We start from the raw sequence: 15,616 nt of genomic DNA on the forward strand, positions 1-15,616 counted from the left end.
GGATATGAGCCGCATCCCCTCAAAATCAGACATTCTGGACTGGATCAGTGAGAACCCAACACTGACCGCGAAACGCGATATCGCGAAGGCTTTTGGCATCAAGGGGGCCGCGCGAATTGATCTGAAGCGCGTCTTGAAAGAGCTGGAGGCCGATGGTCAGCTGGAAAAGCGCAAGCGCAGTTACCAGGATCCGGATCGGCTGCCCCCCGTCAGTGTTTTGCAGATCACCGGGCCGGATGCGGACGGTGATTTGTTTGCCAAGCCTATGGAATGGCACGGTGAAGGTATCGAACCGGTCGTGCTGGTGATCCCGCGGGCGTCCGACCCGGCCCTTGCGGCAGGAGACCGCATTCTTGCACGTCTGACCTTGGTCAAGGCTCATGATCACAATTACGAGGCGCGCCTGATCCGGCGGATCGGGTCAAACCCAAAACGGGTGCTGGGGATTTTTCGAAAAACGGCTGAGGGCGGGCGGATCCAACCCATCGACAAAGGGTCGGACAAGGAATGGCAGGTGGCCGGCGACGCGACCCATGGTGCGCGCGACGGTGAGTTGGTCGAAGCAGAACAGGCGGGGCCAAAGGGCCGCATGGGTCTGCCGCGGGCGCGGGTTGTCGAACGGCTCGGCGACCCCTCCGCGGCGAAGGCGGTGTCACTGATTGCCATTCACCAGCACGGTATCCCGGATAGATTTCCAGATGATGTGATCGCCGAAGCGGATCGCGCCAAACCCGCGACGCAGAAAGACCGCGAGGATTTGCGGGATTTACCGCTAATTACCATCGACCCGTCGGACGCCCGCGATCACGATGATGCCTGTTATGCGCAGGCGGACGACGACCCGGAAAATACGGGGGGTCATATCGTCTGGGTGGCGATCGCGGATGTGGCTGCCTACGTCACGCCGGGGTCGGCGCTGGACCGCGAGGCCCGCAACCGCGGCAATTCCACCTATTTCCCGGATCGCGTGGTGCCGATGCTGCCTGACAGGTTGTCAGGCGATCTGTGTTCGCTGCACGAAGGGGTGCCCCGCGCCTGTATTGCAGTGCGGATGAAACTGGACGCAGACGGCAACAAACTGGCGCATAGCTTCCATCGTGGTCTTATGCGGTCCCCCGCGTCGTTGCATTACGAGGAAGTGCAGCAAGCCGTTGATGGGACCCCGAATGAGCGGTGCGGACCCTTGTTAGAGCCTGTGCTGAAGCCTCTTTATGCCGCCTATGAGGCGTTGGTTTCGGCGCGCGAAAGGCGCCAGCCCTTGGAGCTGGACCTGCCGGAACGCCGCATCGAACTTGATGACGACGGAAAGGTGATTTCGGTCAATTTCAAGGAGCGGCTTGATGCGCACCGGCTGATCGAGGAATTCATGGTGCTGGCGAATGTCTCGGCGGCGGAAACCCTGATGGCTAAGAAAATACCGCTGCTCTTCCGGGTTCACGAAGAGCCCAGCCCGGAAAAGCTGGATGCGCTGCGCGAGACGGCCCGGGCCAGCGGGTTGAACCTCGCAAAGGGGCAGGTGTTGAAAACCTCTCACCTGAACCGTCTCCTCAACGATGCCGCTGGCCTGGACGAAGCCGAACTGATCAACATGTCCACGCTGCGCTCGATGACACAGGCGTATTATGCGCCGCAGAACCTTGGCCATTTTGGCCTGGCGCTGGCGCGCTACGCCCATTTCACCTCGCCCATCCGGCGCTATTCCGACCTGATCGTGCACCGCGCGCTGATTTCGGCACATGGATGGGGCAAGGACGGGTTGCGCCCGGAAGACTATGATGAGCTTGAGAAGGTCGGCCAGCATATCTCCGATACCGAGCGGCGCTCCATGATGGCGGAGCGGGATACTGTTGACCGCTATATGGCCGCGTTTCTCAGCGAACGTGTGGGCAATGAATTCACCGGTCGGGTTAGCGGGATCGCGCGGTTCGGCGTCTTTGTGAAGCTTGATGAGACCGGGGCGGACGGGCTGATCCCCATGCGCTCCATCGGGCGCGAGTACTTCCACTTCGATGCCGAAGCGGGCACGTTGATGGGGGCGGATACCGGCATGATGATCAGCCTCGGCCAGCGCGCAATCGTGCGTCTCACCGAGGCTGCTCCTGTTACCGGCGGCATCGCACTGGAACTTTTGTCGTTGGATGGGGATGCTATTCCGCAGGGCCGCAGGTCTCCGGCAGGGCGTTCGCCCCGGCGCCGTAGCGTCAAGGCGAAGCGGAAGGCCGACAAGACCAAGCGCAAGGTCAAGCGCAGCCGCCGTTAGCCGAGCATTTCCTCGACCCGCGCGATATAGGCCATAAGTACAGCATTTTCCTGAATACGATTAGACAGCAGGGTATTGCCGGGGCTGGCGACAGCTGCACTCAGCATCGGCCCGACAGAGGCGTCTGCAGCGGTGGGCCGCTCTCCGAAGAGAAAGCGATTTTGCCACAGTCGTGTTGAAATGGCCTCCAGATCAGGCTCCAGCCGCGCCAGGCGCTGCGTTGCGGTGAATCGCCCAAGCCCTTGGATCTGCATACCTTTCAGGACGTCCTTGCGGACCTTGTTCGCGACAATCCTGCGCAGCAGCTGCGGCACCGATGCAAAATAGGTCTCCCTGACTTCCGGCCATACGGCGTCGTTGTCCCAGCGATCCAGCAGAATGTGGAAATAGAGATGCTCCTCGGCCATGCGAATAAAGGCGCGTGACGTGGCTTTTTCCATCTCCGACAGCCCTGCATCGAAGCGGGCCCCTTTCGATTCCAGATAGGCGCGGATCATGTCGCTGTCGGCGATCAGTTGATCCTCGGCGCGGATGACGGGTAGCTTTCTGTGCGGCATCATGCGCGGGTCCAGGGTGTTTTCACGCCGCCACTGTTGGCCGGACAGCTTCAGAAAATGCGCCGCCTTGTTGCAAAACGGGCTACCAGAAAACTGTCCGAAGGCGGGCGGGTAAGTTAGCAGTGTAATCATGGTGCGTGCTCCATTTGTTCTGACGCAAAACTAACCGCAGCTCCTGTCAAATTCTGTCAGCACATGTGATATGCTGCCGGTATGAGCCGCACTCACCGCCTGTTCCAGATGATGCAGACCCTGCGCCGCCTGTCGCCCCCCGTAACGGCGACACAATTGGCGGGCGAGATGCATATGTCGGAGCGTACGATCTACCGCGACATCGACGCCCTGCGCAGTATGGGTGCCGTGATCGATGGCGAGGCCGGTTTCGGCTACACACTGATCGAGGATGCGACACTGCCACCGCTCGGGTTCGAAGACGACGAACTGGAAGCATTGGTTCTGGGCCTCAGGGATGTGGCGGTGATCGGTGATCCGGCGCTGGCGAAGGCGGCGCGCTCGGCACTGGCCAAGATCAAGGCCCGCGTGCCGCCACGGCAGGCACACCGGCTGCAACACGCCGTTCTGGATGCGCACCGGTTCACCCGCCCCCCCGAAATCGAAATTGATGTCGCCGCCCTGCGCGCCGCGACATGGGACGAAGTGAGTGTCAGTTTCGATTACACCGATGGTCAGGGCGCGGAGACCGTGCGCGAGGTCGATCCCTTGGGTCTTGTATATCTCGACAAGACAAATGTGCTGATGGCCTGGTGCCATTTACGCCAGGATTTCCGGACCTTTCGGCTGGATCGCATGCGCAATCTGCACCGTACGGAGAACAGTTTCCGCCCGCGCAGAGTACCGATGCTGCGCGAACACCTCGACATCATCCGCTGTTACGTCGACCCATCGGCGATTGATCGCAGAACCTCTGATTGAATTCTTTTGAAATTGCCGGACACGCGCTACACTGTGGGCAATAACAATAAAGCAGCAGTAGGGCATATCATGCGGTGGAAGACGTTTGGCATAGTTGCTTGTGCAACTGGATTGATGGGCATTCAGGCAAGTGCTTTCGGAGCGACGCAGTCCTTGCGACCGGTGCTGAGACCCGTTCAGGACGCTGCCCAGGGCGTTGAAAGCGTGGCTGTTCAGAGCCCGGCAGTGCGGCCGAAACTGCGGCCGTCTGATCTGGCGACCGCGCCGGTCCCCGTTGTTACCAAGGCAGCGTCCGATCCCGGTTTTGCCCGTTGGATCAGCGGTTTCGAACGCCGGGCCCGGGCGCAGGGTATTCGGGCGGATGTTCTGACGGCGGCGTTCAGGGGGGTCCAGTACGATCCGGATGTCATTCGGCGCGATCGCAACCAATCAGAATTCACAAAGACGATCTGGGAATACCTTGACAGTGCCGCCTCGGATACGCGGATCAGGAATGGCAAGGCCGCCCTGCGCAAACACAACCGCAAACTGGACGCGATCGAGAAGCGCTACGGTGTCGATAAGGAAGTGGTTGTTGCCGTCTGGGGGCTTGAAAGCGCCTATGGTGAATACCGCGGCAGCAATGATATCGTGCAGTCGCTGGCAACGCTCGCCTATGACGGGCGACGCGGCAAGTTCTTCGAACAACAGCTGGTTGCAGCGCTCAAGATCATTCAGAACGGTGACACCAGCCCGCGTAACATGACCGGCAGCTGGGCCGGCGCCATGGGACACACGCAGTTCATTCCGACATCCTATCTTGCCTATGCGGTTGATTTCACCGGCGACGGCAGGCGCGACATCTGGTCGGATGACCCTTCCGATGCACTGGCCTCGACCGCCGCCTATCTCGCACGGTTTGGCTGGGTGAAGGGTCAACCCTGGGGGGTTGAAGTGCAACTTCCCAAAGGCTTCAATTACGCGCTGGCGAACCGGAAGACCACGAAATCTCCCGGGCAATGGGGCCGGTTGGGGGTCGTGGGTATCAACGGCAGGGCGGTTCCGAACTATGGCAATGCGTCGATCCTGTTGCCCGCGGGCGGGCAGGGTGCGGCCTTCATGATCTTCAAGAATTTCAGCGTGATCGAGCGGTACAACACCGCCGATGCCTACGTGATTGGCGTGGGCCATCTGAGTGACCGGATCAAGGGCGGCCCGGCGATCAAGGCAAGCTGGCCAAGGGGCGACCGTGCATTGACTTTCGCGGAGCGCAAGGAAATGCAGCAACGCCTGACCCGGGCGGGGTTCAGCACGCAAGGCGTCGATGGCAAGATTGGCCCCAAGACGATCGAAGCCGTTCGCGCCTATCAGCGTAGCAAGGGGCTGGCGCCCGATGGATACGCGTCGCTTAGCCTGCTGAACCGTCTGCGATAGGGTCTTGATGTCCGATCCCCGTGGGATCGGACAGCCTCCGGCGGGGATATTTCTGAACCAGAGAAGTTTGCGCCGTCAGCCCGGTGACATGCCGCGCAGGCGCTCGGACCGGCGCCGCAGCATTTCCACCACCGTCAGCAATGCGATGGAGATGATCACGAGGATCGTTGCGACGGCGAGGATTGTCGGGCTGATCTGTTCGCGCAGGCCGGTGAACATCTGCCACGGCAAGGTTTTCTGACCCGCAGAGCCGACAAAGAGGACGACAACCACCTCGTCGAAGCTGGTGATAAAGGCGAAGAGGCCGCCCGAAATCACACCCGGCAGGATCAGCGGCATCTGGACGCGGAAGAAGGTCGTGACCGGCCCGGCCCCCATGTTTGCCGCGGCGCGCGTGAGAGAATTGTCAAAACCGACAAGTGTTGCTGTCACTGTGATGATCACGAAGGGGATACCCAGGGCCGCATGTGCAAGGACGACACCGACATAGGTGCCCTGCAGGCCGATCCGGCTGTAGAAGAAGTACATGCCTGCGGCCGAGATGATCAGCGGCACGATCATCGGCGAGATCAGGATGGCCATGATGGCGCGTCTGAAGGGGACATGCGGCTGGCTCAGCCCGATTGCCGCCAGGGTGCCGAAGCTGACGGAGAGCAGTGTCGCCATTGGTGCAATCTTGACCGAGTTGGCAAGGGCGTTTTGCCAGTCGGAATTGGTGAAGAAGTCTTCGTAGTGTTTGAGCGAATAGCCAGCGGGATCGAACCGCAACATCTCGGGCGTGAAGGTGAAGAAGTCTTCGGCGTTGAAGCTCAGCGGCATCACCACGAGGATGGGCGTGATCAGGAAGACCAGAATGGCGCCGCAGATCACGCGAAAGGTGTAGTGCCACAGTACCTGGCCGGGTGTGAGGTAAGGCGCCACATAGGCACGGTATCGCCCTTCGTAGAGCCAGAAACTGAACCAGCCGAAAAACCAGCCGAACAGCGCGCCGATGATGGCGGCAGCAAACCCGCCCATCACAAACCCGGCAATACCCAGCAGGCCCACCATCGCCCAGCGGGATGGCGTTTCAGCCCTGGCGACCTGTGTCGTGACAAAGGCAAGTGCGGCCATCAGCAGCGCGCCGATGCCGATGCCGAGGAGCGAACTGCCCTGTGCCGTGCCGACAAGAAGCCCTGCTACCGCTCCTGCGGCGGCCACAACGGGCACGTAAAAGGAAACAGGCGTGCGGGAAATCGGTGTGAGTGCAGCCATGGTCTCAGCCTCCCAACTTCACGTTATCAATGCCGACAATCCGGTCGTAGGCCCAGTAGAGGCCAAGAACCACTGCCAGCAGAATGGCACCCAACGCGGCCGCCAGACCCCAGTTCAGCGAACTGGAGATGTGATACGCGATCCGGTTGGAAATGAACGTCCCGGTTGTTCCGCCAACCAGTTCGGGGGTGATGTAGTAGCCGATCGACAGGATGAAAACGAGGATGGAACCTGCACCAATACCGGGTACCGATTGTGGGAAATAGACCCGCCAGAAGGCTGTCCAGTTGGTGGCGCCGAGCGATTTGGCGGCCCGCAGATAACTGGGCGGGATTGTCTTCATCACCGAATAGAGCGGCAGGATCATGAAGGGCAGCAGAATATGCGTCATCGCGATGATCGTGCCGGTCTGGTTGTTGATGAGCGCCAGACGACTGTCATCGGCCACCACGCCGAGCCAGACCAGCGTATCGTTGATCACACCTTGTTGCTGCAGCATGACCTTCCACGCGGATGTCCGGACCAGCAGCGATGTCCAGAACGGCAGAAGCACGAGGATCATCAGCAGGTTGGCGGTGCGCGCGGGCAGGTTTGCAAGTATCCAGCCCACAGGATAGCCGAGAAGGATACAGCTGCCGGTGATGACCAGCGACATGAAAAGCGTGCGGATGAAGAGCTTGATGTAAAGCTGTTCGTTTTCCGGCCGCATCTCGGCGCCATCAGGGGATTTTTTCATATCCACGGCGTTTAGGAAGTAGCCGGAGGTGAAATCGGGGCTGTAGGTCTGGATGGTTTGCCAGACGTCGATGTCGTGCCAATCCTTGTCGATCTCCTGGAAGGATGCCGGATAGTCGACGGTTTCAAAATCTCCGACCGCTGCCATGGCGGCCTTCAGCGCGGCGGATCCGGGGCCGTTGTAACCCGAAACATCTGCACCGGCACTCAGATCGTTGTACAAGGCAGAGTACACCAGCGCCCAAGGGTCTTGTTTGGCGAGGTTTTTCTCGTCTTCATTCTGTACGAAATCCGCAAATGTCTGGAAGGTTGCGGAAGTTTCCGGCAAGATGCCGGCGATTTGCTCATTGGGTTCGAAGGCCGGTTGGATTGCTTCTGACCTGGGATCCCACGCGTTCTGCGCGGCCAGCCAGTCAGCAGACCCCATCAGGGCGTTCCAGTTTTCGCTGTCTTTCCAGAATTTGTCCAGATCCTCGAATTGGTCCTGATAGACCTCGCCCATATCTTCAATCTTGCGACCGGATTTCCGGAAGAGCGAGGATACGCCCGTCAATTCGTAATTCAGACGGGACCCGAGACGCGTGTGAAGCTTGCGTTCCTTGGCGACGAACATGTCCTTGTAGAGCGCCTCGAAGGTTTCCGGCGAAGGGATTTCACCGCTGTCCCCGTCCCAGTCTTTCAACATCGCGGTCGTGCGCGGAAGTGTCTCGGATACGATCTGGTTCTCGACGGAGCGGAACAACATGTCCGCGATCGGTGCGATAAAGGTGACCAGCACGAAGATCAGCAGGGGAGCGATCAAGGCCAAGGCGCGCAGTTTCTGACGCCGCAGCGCCCGGTTCAGGCTCGACTTCAGCGTCGTGCCATCGGCTGCCATCATGGGTCCTGTCTGTTCGGTTGCATCTGTCATTCAGGTACCTTCCACGACGATAATGGAACTCTCTGCGTTGCGGCGGCGGATCTCCGCGACCTCCTGATATTCGGGGTCATTGTAGGCGGCGAGCGCCTGCGCATATGACGGAAATTCTATGACGACATGCCGCTCAAGGCTTTCGCCCTCGACGACCTGAGCCTGCCCGCCGCGGATCACGAAGCGCCCTCCCAGCCCTTCGAGAATAGGCGTGTCCTTGATCACGTATTCCTTGTAGGCGTCCGGGTTTGTCACGGTGATGTGCGCGATGATATAGCCTTTGGGCATGATGCGTCCTTTGTCTTTTCGTGAAGAGGGCCCGTCCAGGCCCCCTTCAATGATATCAGTGGCTGACGGGGCTTATTGCGCCAACCAGGCTTGGAACTTCGCGTCGATGTCGTCGCGGTAGTCGGCCCAGAACTCGTAGTTATAAAGGAACGTGTTCTTGGCATTGTTTGGATCCGTCGGCATGTGCGGCGCCATGTCGATACCAAGATCCGCGTGCTGACCGACCAGCGGAGCAGAAGACGCGCGCGCAGGTCCATAGCTGATGTACTTGGCCTGATCCGCCAGACGCTGGGTGTCTGTCGCAAAGTAAATGTAATCCAGTGCGCGGGCTTTACGCTCATCGCTCAGACCGGTTGGAATGATCCAGCCGTCGAGGTCAAACACCTGCGCGTCCCAGAGCATGGCAACAGGCTGTTTCTGTTCTTCGATGACCGAGAACAAGCGGCCATTGTAGGTAGACCCCATGACCACTTCACCATCAGCCAACAGCTGTGGTGTGTCCGCGCCGGCAGACCACCAGATGACATCGTCCTTGATGGTGGCGAGCTTGTCGAGCGCCTGCTGTTGGCCTTCCGCGGTTTCCAGCACGTCGTACACTTCGTCCTTTGGTACGCCGTCGCAGATCAGTGCCCATTCCATGTTGTTGATGGGGCGTTTTTCCAGCGAGCGCTTGCCCGGATAAGCTTCGGTGTCAAACACCGCGCAGACGGAAGTTGGTGGCGTGTCGCCCACCATGTCGGTGCGGTAGCCGAAGGTTGTGGAATAAACGATCTGCGGAATAAAGCAGTCAGATACCAGCAGGTCGCCGAAATCATCTGCGGCCGATGTGCCGTCAGGCGCGGGGGCCAGGTGCTCGTCAGGGTCGATTTCCATCGCGAGGCCTTCGTCACACAGACGGATGGCGTCGGCAGCCACCACGTCAACAACGTCCCACGTGACATTACCCGCTTCGTTCATCGCGCGCAGCTTGGCCACGGCTTCAGCTGAGGATTCATCGTTGATGATCTCAACGCCGGTCTTTTCCGCGTAAGGGTTGTGATAGGCTTGCTGTTGCGAGTTGGAATAGGCGCCCCCCCAGCTGACAATTGTCATCTCCGATGCCATGTGGCCATCGGCGAGAGTCATGCCAGCCGCAACAGTCAGTGCGGTGGATGCCAAAAGCGTCTTGGTCAGTTTCATTAATAGTCTCCCAATTATGTGCCCGTTTGGGTTGTGAGGCATGCAGCAACGGGCTTGGCCGCCGCCTCTCTTTGATCGTGCCCGTGTTGGATGCACGACAGGTCGCACGCCATTGACGTCAGGCGTCCAAGGCGCGGCAATCTTGGGGCAGCCAGCCGATTTCGATGTGCTGGCCGGGGGTCAGGCGCTCGACGTCCGGCGCATTTCGCGTCTTGATGATAAAATCATCGGTCCCTGCAACCCGCAGGCGGGTGCGGAAGATGTCGCCCATGTACACGAATTCCAGAACCTCGGCGTTGAGTGTGTGGGCATCATCGCTGAGGCGGTCCTTGTTGTATTCGACGCGCTCGGGACGAATGGAAACGCGTGTCCGTTCGCCCGCTGACGACACATTTACCGGCTTGGCATCGATGATTTCGCCACCGTCCAGTTCAACCAACGCCACACCGTTCTTGATCTCCTTGACGATACCTTCGAGCGTATTGTTCTCGCCGATGAACTGCGCCACGAAGCTGTTTTCCGGCTCTTCGTACAACTTGTCGGGCGGGGCCAGCTGCTGGATGCGCCCGTCATCGAAGACAGCAACGCGGTCGGACATGGTCAGCGCTTCGGTCTGGTCGTGAGTCACGTAGACCACGGTGATGCCCAGGTCATGGGCCAGCTTGGTGATCTCGAATTGCAGAGTTTCGCGCAGCTGTTTGTCGAGGGCGCCCAGCGGTTCATCCATCAACACCAGTTCGGGTTCAAAGACCAGAGCGCGGGACAAGGCAATACGCTGTTGTTGCCCACCAGAAAGCTGCGTGGGACGACGTCCTGCGAAATCGCCCATCTGGACCATGTCCAGCGCGCGTTTGATTTTCGCCTCGCGGTCCGATCTGCTCATCTTGCGGACTTCCAGCGGGAAGGAGAGGTTCTCTGCCACGGTCATATGCGGGAATAGCGCATAGTTCTGGAAGACCATGCCGATCCCACGCTTGTGCGGCGGGATGTTGTTGATCGACACCCCGTCGAGCCGAATGTCCCCGTGGGTAGCGGTTTCAAACCCTGCGAGCATCATCAGGCAGGTTGTCTTGCCAGATCCCGATGGTCCCAACATCGTAAGGAATTCGCCCTTTGGCATGGAGAGGTTCAGGTCTTTGACAACGAGGTTCTCGCCATCATAGCTTTTTTGCACGCGTTCGAATTCGACGAACGCGTCTACGTTTGTTGTGTTGGCCAAAAGAGGCTCCCCGTTTTTTCCGGCGGTTTTCCGCGCTGATTGCCGCAAAGCTAACACGATGCGACCCGCTGAGTGCAAGCGCTTAACAATGCGTGAGCGGATTTTCAGCCGATTCAAGGCAAAAAAATCGAAATGAGCATCGATCCGATCTGTTTCGATCAATGTGTTAGCGTGAACATTTCTTTGGTCCGCAGAATGCGTGGCACAGCCAGCATGGAAATCGAGTCATGATGCCGCTTTCAGCATCCCCTCCGCTTTGACCTGGGCGTAGGTTTCATCAAGCGCCTTGCGCGCCCGGGCCATAAAGACATCAATGTCCGGCTGGTCGATGATCAACGGCGGGGAAATGATCATCCGGTCGCCGACATGGCGCATCACGAGGTTGTTGGCAAAGCATCTTTCACGGCACATGTAGCCGACAGTGCCAGCGTCGCTTGCGAACTTCGCCCGACTTGCCTTGTGCGGTGTCAGGGGAAGCGAGGCCATCATGCCCATGATCGAGACACCGCCAACCAGCGGGTGATCCGCCAGTTCGTTGAGGCCCTGCTTGAGCGCTGGCGCGCCCACATCGCGGACGTGATCCAAGATGTTTTCTTCCTGCAGGATACGCAGGTTTTCCAGAGCAACGGCGGCCGCAACAGGATGGCCCGAATAGGTGTAGCCGTGATTGAACTCTGTCGCGCCGATCACCTCTGCAACCTCGTCGCAGACAATCGACCCGCCGATGGGCTGGTAACCCGAGCTTAACCCCTTGGCGATGGTCATGATGTGGGGGCGAATGCCAACGGTCTGGCTGCCGAACCAGTTGCCGGTGCGGCCAAACCCACAAATCACTTCATCCGCGATGAGCAGGATGTCGTACTTGTCGCAAATGCGCTGGATTTCGGGCCAGTAGGTTTCGGGCGGGACAACAACGCCGCCGGCACCCTGAATAGGTTCGGCGATGAAGGCCGCGACTGTGTCTTCGCCAAGCTCCGCGATCTTCTCCTCCAGTTCACGCGCCCGGGCGAGGCCGAAATCTTCGGGCGTCATGTCACCACCCTCTGCCCACCAGTCCGGCTGGTTGATGTGATGAATGCCGGGGATGGGCATGCCGCCCTGCGCGTGCATGTAGCTCATGCCGCCCAGAGACCCCGACCCCATGGATGACCCGTGATAGGCGTTCTTGCGGCTGATGATATTGGTTTTGGCTGACTTGCCTTTCTCCGCCCAGTAGGTGCGGACCATCCGGATGTTGGTATCGTTGGCTTCGGATCCTGACCCGGCAAAAAAGACGTGGTTCAACCCTTCAGGCGCGAGCTTGGCCACTTCCTGTGCGAGAGCGATGGCGGGCACATGCGTGGTCATGAAGAAGGTGTTGTAATAGGGCAGCTCCATCATCTGACGCGCCGCGACCTCGGCCATTTCAGAACGACCATAGCCGATGTTCACGCACCACAGACCCGCCATGCCATCGAGGATCTGGTTGCCTTCGCTGTCGGTCAGATAAACACCCTTGGCGCGGGTGATGATGCGCGCGCCCTTGGCGGCGAGTTCATCGTTTGTCGTGAACGGATGCATGTGATGAGCCGCATCAAGAGCCTGCAACTCGGCGGTTGGCATATGATTGGTGATGGCGGACATGAAGCACCTGTCGTTTGATGATCGCGAGCTGACTGCTCTTGTGAGCACAATATGATCAAATTGTGCGGAGTCAATCGAATCGCTAATGCGATGTATCCGAGGACAATGCGGCGCGGATTTGCAACATGCCCTGATGTACATCTTCCGCCATGGCCTTCGCCGCCCCATCGGCATCGCGCCTGTTCATCGCGTCAAGAAGGTCAGCATGTTTGTCCGGCAGGTTCAACGTCCCGTAGCGGCCGCAAACGACGCGCAGGGAGGGTCCGAAACGCAGCCACATACGGTCAACCGTTGCCTCCAGAATCGGGGCTTTGGCGCTTGCGTTCAGGACCGCATGAAAGCGGTAATTCCGGGTCAGATACTCTGGGATATCGCCCCTTGAAATCGCTGTGTTCAGCGCATCATCCTCGACTTTCAGCGCGTCGAGCAGCGCATCGTCAACGTGGCGAGCCGCCAGCCGGGCCAGCTGCGGTTCGAGTGATTGTCGCATAAAATCAAGCTGTTCTATGCAGTTTGCCGTAAGCTCGGGCACAATGACCCTGCGGTTGCCCATCATCTTTAACGCGCCATCGGACGTGAGCCTGCGAATGGCTTCGCGGACAGGTGTCATGCCCGCGCCCAGGTCTTCGACCAGCCCCTGGATCGTGACCGCCTGACCGGGTGCGAGATCACCAAACAGGATGCGTGTGCGCAGTTGCTCGTACACATGCTGGTGCGCGGGCTGCTTTGCGGCGGATCGTGGCGGCGTCGATGCCGGTTTTCTAAGCAACTGCATGGTCGGTCTTTCGTCATTGCGCGGTATACAAAGCACATGCCTTGCACAGGTTTTGATCGCGTGAAAGCATAAAGCATCTTGCCGAATGAGGCAAAACTTGATCAAATTCATTCGAACCGGGGCAAACCCGGTCTGTATCAACGGGAGTATGATATGAAAAAGCTCATGATGAGCAGCGCCGTTCTGGCGCTTTGTGCAACATCCGCTCTGGCCGAAGAAGTACGCGTCTACAACTGGTCCGATTACATCGATGAGGCGCTGCTGGAAAAATTCGAGGAAGAGACCGGCATTGACCTGATTTACGACGTGTTCGACAGCAATGAGGTTCTGGAAACCAAGATGCTCGCGGGTGGTTCTGGTTACGATGTGGTTGTGCCGTCGGGCACGTTCCTGCAGCGACAGATTTCGGCGGGGGCTTTTCAGGAACTGGACGCGTCCAAGCTGCCGAACCTGAGCAACATGTGGGATACGGTCGAGGAGCGCACTGCCCAGTATGACCCGAATAACGCCTATTCGATCAACTACATGTGGGGCACCACGGGGATTGGTGCCAATCTGAACAAGGTGCAGGAAATCCTTGGTGCCGACGCGCCCATCGGATCGCTGAACCTGATCTTCGACCCGGCAAGCATGGAGAAACTGGCCGAATGCGGCGTTCACTTCCTCGATGCGCCGACCGAGATGATTCCGGCTGCGCTGAAATACATCGGCGAAGACCCTGACAGCCACGACCCGGACGTGATTGCGAAGGTCGAACCCGTGTTGGCGGCGATCCGTCCATACGTGCAGAAATTCCACAGCTCCGAATACATCAATGCCCTGGCAAATGGCGACATCTGCGTTGCTTTCGGTTGGTCGGGTGACATTCTGCAGGCACGTGATCGCGCCGCCGAAGCTGACAACGGTGTCGAAATCGTTTACAACGCGCCCTCCGAAGGCGCCCTGATGTGGTTTGACCAGATGGCCATTCCTGCGGATGCTCCGAACCCGGAAGGGGCGCATGTGTTCCTGAATTTCATCATGGACGCTCAGAACATGGCCGATGCGTCGAACTACGTGTATTACGCGAATGGCAACAAGGCATCCCAGCCCCTGCTCGAAGAGGATGTCATTGGCGACCCGGCGATCTATCCGGACGCGGCGACACTGGCGAACCTTTACACCACGACACCCTACCCGGCCAAAGTCCAGCGGGTTGTCACCCGTCTTTGGACCAAGATCAAATCGGGAACCTGAATACGTTGTCAGAATGGGCGGGGTCATCAGACACCGCCCTTTTTGCATTAGCCCGATCACCGGGCACAAGAAGGACATGACGTGACGCAAACCGTCTTTGCCCCATGGGACGACCCTTCCAAGAAACCGTTGATCCGCTTTGACTGTGTGACCAAGCGCTTTGGTGATTTCGTTGCGATTGACGACCTCTCGCTGGATATCTTCGAGCAGGAGTTTTTCGCCCTGCTGGGGCCATCTGGCTGCGGCAAGACAACGATGATGCGGATGCTGGCGGGCTTTGAGGCGCCAACCGAAGGCAAGATCGAACTTGCCGGCCAGGACATCGCACCGGTGCCGCCCAACAAGCGCGCGGTCAACATGATGTTCCAGTCCTACGCGCTGTTTCCGCATCTAAGCGTCTACGAGAATATCGCCTTTGGTCTGCGCCGCGGCGACATGCCGAAAAACGATATTGATGACCGTGTCGGGGAGATGCTGAAGCTGACGCGGCTGGAGAAGTTCGCCCGGCGCAAGCCGCATCAGATTTCCGGAGGGCAAAGACAACGGGTTGCTCTGGCGCGCAGCCTGGCCAAGGCGCCAAAACTTCTGCTGCTGGATGAGCCGCTGGGTGCTTTGGATGCAAAACTGCGGCAGGCGACACAGTTCGAATTGATGGACATCCAGGAGAAGACGGGCACGACATTCGTGATCGTGACCCACGACCAGGAGGAAGCCATGACCGTTGCCAGCCGGGTCGCGGTCATGGACGAAGGACGGGTCATTCAGGTTGCGACGCCTGAACGTATCTACGAAGCGCCAAACAGTGTCTATGTGGCTGATTTTATTGGGGACGTGAATATCATCAAAGGCACGGCGAAACCCTCTGGCAGCGACAGATACGAGATCCTTCACACAGATGGGCAGCCGCCTTTCAGCGCTGTTTCTGAGACGTCATTTTCCGAGGGTCAGACATGCCATCTGGCGATCAGACCGGAAAAAGTATCGATCAGTGCCGACCGAACGGCAGACGCGGATAATGCAGTCCAGGGCAAGGTTCTGGACATTGCTTATCTGGGGAATCTGTCGACCTATTACGTGGAGCTTCCGGGCGGACAGGTCATCAAGGCTCAAACGGCCAACACCCGGCGCGTATCGCGGCGCGGATTCACCTGGGAAGATTCGGTGTGGCTGTCCTGGACCGCCACGGCGGGCGTGTTGTTGGCAGAATGAGAAGCGACAGGCAGCGGAGGGGCAA

13 protein-coding genes are annotated in these 15,616 nt (G+C 59.0%); 5 read left to right on the top strand and 8 right to left on the bottom strand.

What is annotated here, in order from left to right:
- Positions 1-4: 4 nt before the first annotated feature.
- On the top strand, positions 5-2,260 hold the full coding sequence (gene rnr / locus KX928_RS04015) for a ribonuclease R (RefSeq protein WP_219499251.1): 2,256 nt from the start codon (positions 5-7) through the stop codon (positions 2,258-2,260).
- Here the strand turns inward: rnr and KX928_RS04020 are convergent.
- Entirely contained in the window at positions 2,257-2,949 is a 693-nt protein-coding gene (locus KX928_RS04020) for a glutathione S-transferase family protein (protein WP_219499254.1), read from the bottom strand. The genes rnr and KX928_RS04020 overlap by 4 nt on opposite strands.
- A gap of 81 nt (positions 2,950-3,030) precedes the next feature.
- Between KX928_RS04020 and KX928_RS04025 the strand changes: the two genes are divergently transcribed.
- Positions 3,031-3,750, top strand: a complete 720-nt coding sequence (locus KX928_RS04025; RefSeq protein ID WP_219499257.1) for a helix-turn-helix transcriptional regulator — start codon at positions 3,031-3,033, stop codon at positions 3,748-3,750.
- Between the two features lie 69 nt (positions 3,751-3,819).
- The gene (locus tag KX928_RS04030) at positions 3,820-5,163 is read left to right on the top strand and encodes a lytic murein transglycosylase (RefSeq protein ID WP_219499262.1); all 1,344 of its coding nucleotides are present in this window, start codon (positions 3,820-3,822) and stop codon (positions 5,161-5,163) included.
- A gap of 75 nt (positions 5,164-5,238) precedes the next feature.
- Here the strand turns inward: KX928_RS04030 and KX928_RS04035 are convergent, their stop codons facing one another.
- The 7 genes from KX928_RS04035 to KX928_RS04065 all read right to left on the bottom strand — a co-directional run bounded on the left by KX928_RS04035 (position 5,239) and on the right by KX928_RS04065 (position 13,146).
- Positions 5,239-6,417, bottom strand: coding sequence for an ABC transporter permease (locus tag KX928_RS04035; protein WP_219499265.1), 1,179 nt, complete (start codon positions 6,415-6,417; stop codon positions 5,239-5,241).
- A gap of 4 nt (positions 6,418-6,421) precedes the next feature.
- Positions 6,422-8,062, bottom strand: a complete 1,641-nt coding sequence (locus tag KX928_RS04040; protein ID WP_219499269.1) for an ABC transporter permease — start codon at positions 8,060-8,062, stop codon at positions 6,422-6,424.
- Positions 8,063-8,350, bottom strand: coding sequence for a DUF1330 domain-containing protein (locus tag KX928_RS04045; protein ID WP_219499271.1), 288 nt, complete (start codon positions 8,348-8,350; stop codon positions 8,063-8,065).
- Positions 8,351-8,422: 72 nt separating this feature from the next.
- Positions 8,423-9,529 carry an extracellular solute-binding protein gene (locus KX928_RS04050; protein ID WP_219499274.1) on the bottom strand — a complete coding sequence of 369 codons (1,107 nt, stop codon included), beginning with the start codon at positions 9,527-9,529 and terminating at the stop codon, positions 8,423-8,425.
- 118 nt (positions 9,530-9,647) lie between these two features.
- Positions 9,648-10,748 (bottom strand): ABC transporter ATP-binding protein, encoded by a 1,101-nt coding sequence (locus KX928_RS04055; protein WP_219499276.1) that lies wholly within the window; start codon positions 10,746-10,748, stop codon positions 9,648-9,650.
- 225 nt (positions 10,749-10,973) lie between these two features.
- Positions 10,974-12,371 carry an aspartate aminotransferase family protein gene (locus KX928_RS04060; RefSeq protein ID WP_219499279.1) on the bottom strand — a complete coding sequence of 466 codons (1,398 nt, stop codon included), beginning with the start codon at positions 12,369-12,371 and terminating at the stop codon, positions 10,974-10,976.
- 82 nt (positions 12,372-12,453) lie between these two features.
- Positions 12,454-13,146 (bottom strand): GntR family transcriptional regulator, encoded by a 693-nt coding sequence (locus KX928_RS04065; protein ID WP_219499281.1) that lies wholly within the window; start codon positions 13,144-13,146, stop codon positions 12,454-12,456.
- A 153-nt stretch (positions 13,147-13,299) separates the two neighbouring features.
- Between KX928_RS04065 and KX928_RS04070 the strand changes: the two genes are divergently transcribed.
- Both KX928_RS04070 and KX928_RS04075 read left to right on the top strand, forming a co-directional pair.
- Positions 13,300-14,382, top strand: a complete 1,083-nt coding sequence (locus KX928_RS04070; RefSeq protein ID WP_219499285.1) for a polyamine ABC transporter substrate-binding protein — start codon at positions 13,300-13,302, stop codon at positions 14,380-14,382.
- Between the two features lie 81 nt (positions 14,383-14,463).
- Positions 14,464-15,591: an ABC transporter ATP-binding protein gene (locus KX928_RS04075; RefSeq protein ID WP_219499290.1), complete on the top strand. Its 1,128-nt coding sequence runs from the start codon at positions 14,464-14,466 to the stop codon at positions 15,589-15,591.
- Positions 15,592-15,616 lie beyond the last annotated feature (25 nt).

This window comes from Roseobacter insulae, from assembly GCF_019375555.1.
In the GTDB taxonomy this organism is placed as follows: domain Bacteria; phylum Pseudomonadota; class Alphaproteobacteria; order Rhodobacterales; family Rhodobacteraceae; genus Roseobacter; species Roseobacter insulae.

What these genes read in the sequence shown, in the direction of transcription:
- KX928_RS04070 (WP_219499285.1), top strand. Translation starts at nt 13,300, where the DNA reads ATGAAAAAGCTCATGATGAGCAGCGCCGTTCTGGCGCTTTGTGCAACA.
- KX928_RS04060 (WP_219499279.1), bottom strand. Translation starts at nt 12,371, where the DNA reads ATGTCCGCCATCACCAATCATATGCCAACCGCCGAGTTGCAGGCTCTT.
- KX928_RS04045 (WP_219499271.1), bottom strand. Translation starts at nt 8,350, where the DNA reads ATGCCCAAAGGCTATATCATCGCGCACATCACCGTGACAAACCCGGAC.
- KX928_RS04025 (WP_219499257.1), top strand. Translation starts at nt 3,031, where the DNA reads ATGAGCCGCACTCACCGCCTGTTCCAGATGATGCAGACCCTGCGCCGC.
- KX928_RS04020 (WP_219499254.1), bottom strand. Translation starts at nt 2,949, where the DNA reads ATGATTACACTGCTAACTTACCCGCCCGCCTTCGGACAGTTTTCTGGT.
- KX928_RS04035 (WP_219499265.1), bottom strand. Translation starts at nt 6,417, where the DNA reads ATGGCTGCACTCACACCGATTTCCCGCACGCCTGTTTCCTTTTACGTG.
- KX928_RS04030 (WP_219499262.1), top strand. Translation starts at nt 3,820, where the DNA reads ATGCGGTGGAAGACGTTTGGCATAGTTGCTTGTGCAACTGGATTGATG.
- KX928_RS04050 (WP_219499274.1), bottom strand. Translation starts at nt 9,529, where the DNA reads ATGAAACTGACCAAGACGCTTTTGGCATCCACCGCACTGACTGTTGCG.
- KX928_RS04040 (WP_219499269.1), bottom strand. Translation starts at nt 8,062, where the DNA reads ATGACAGATGCAACCGAACAGACAGGACCCATGATGGCAGCCGATGGC.
- rnr (WP_219499251.1), top strand. Translation starts at nt 5, where the DNA reads ATGAGCCGCATCCCCTCAAAATCAGACATTCTGGACTGGATCAGTGAG.
- KX928_RS04065 (WP_219499281.1), bottom strand. Translation starts at nt 13,146, where the DNA reads ATGCAGTTGCTTAGAAAACCGGCATCGACGCCGCCACGATCCGCCGCA.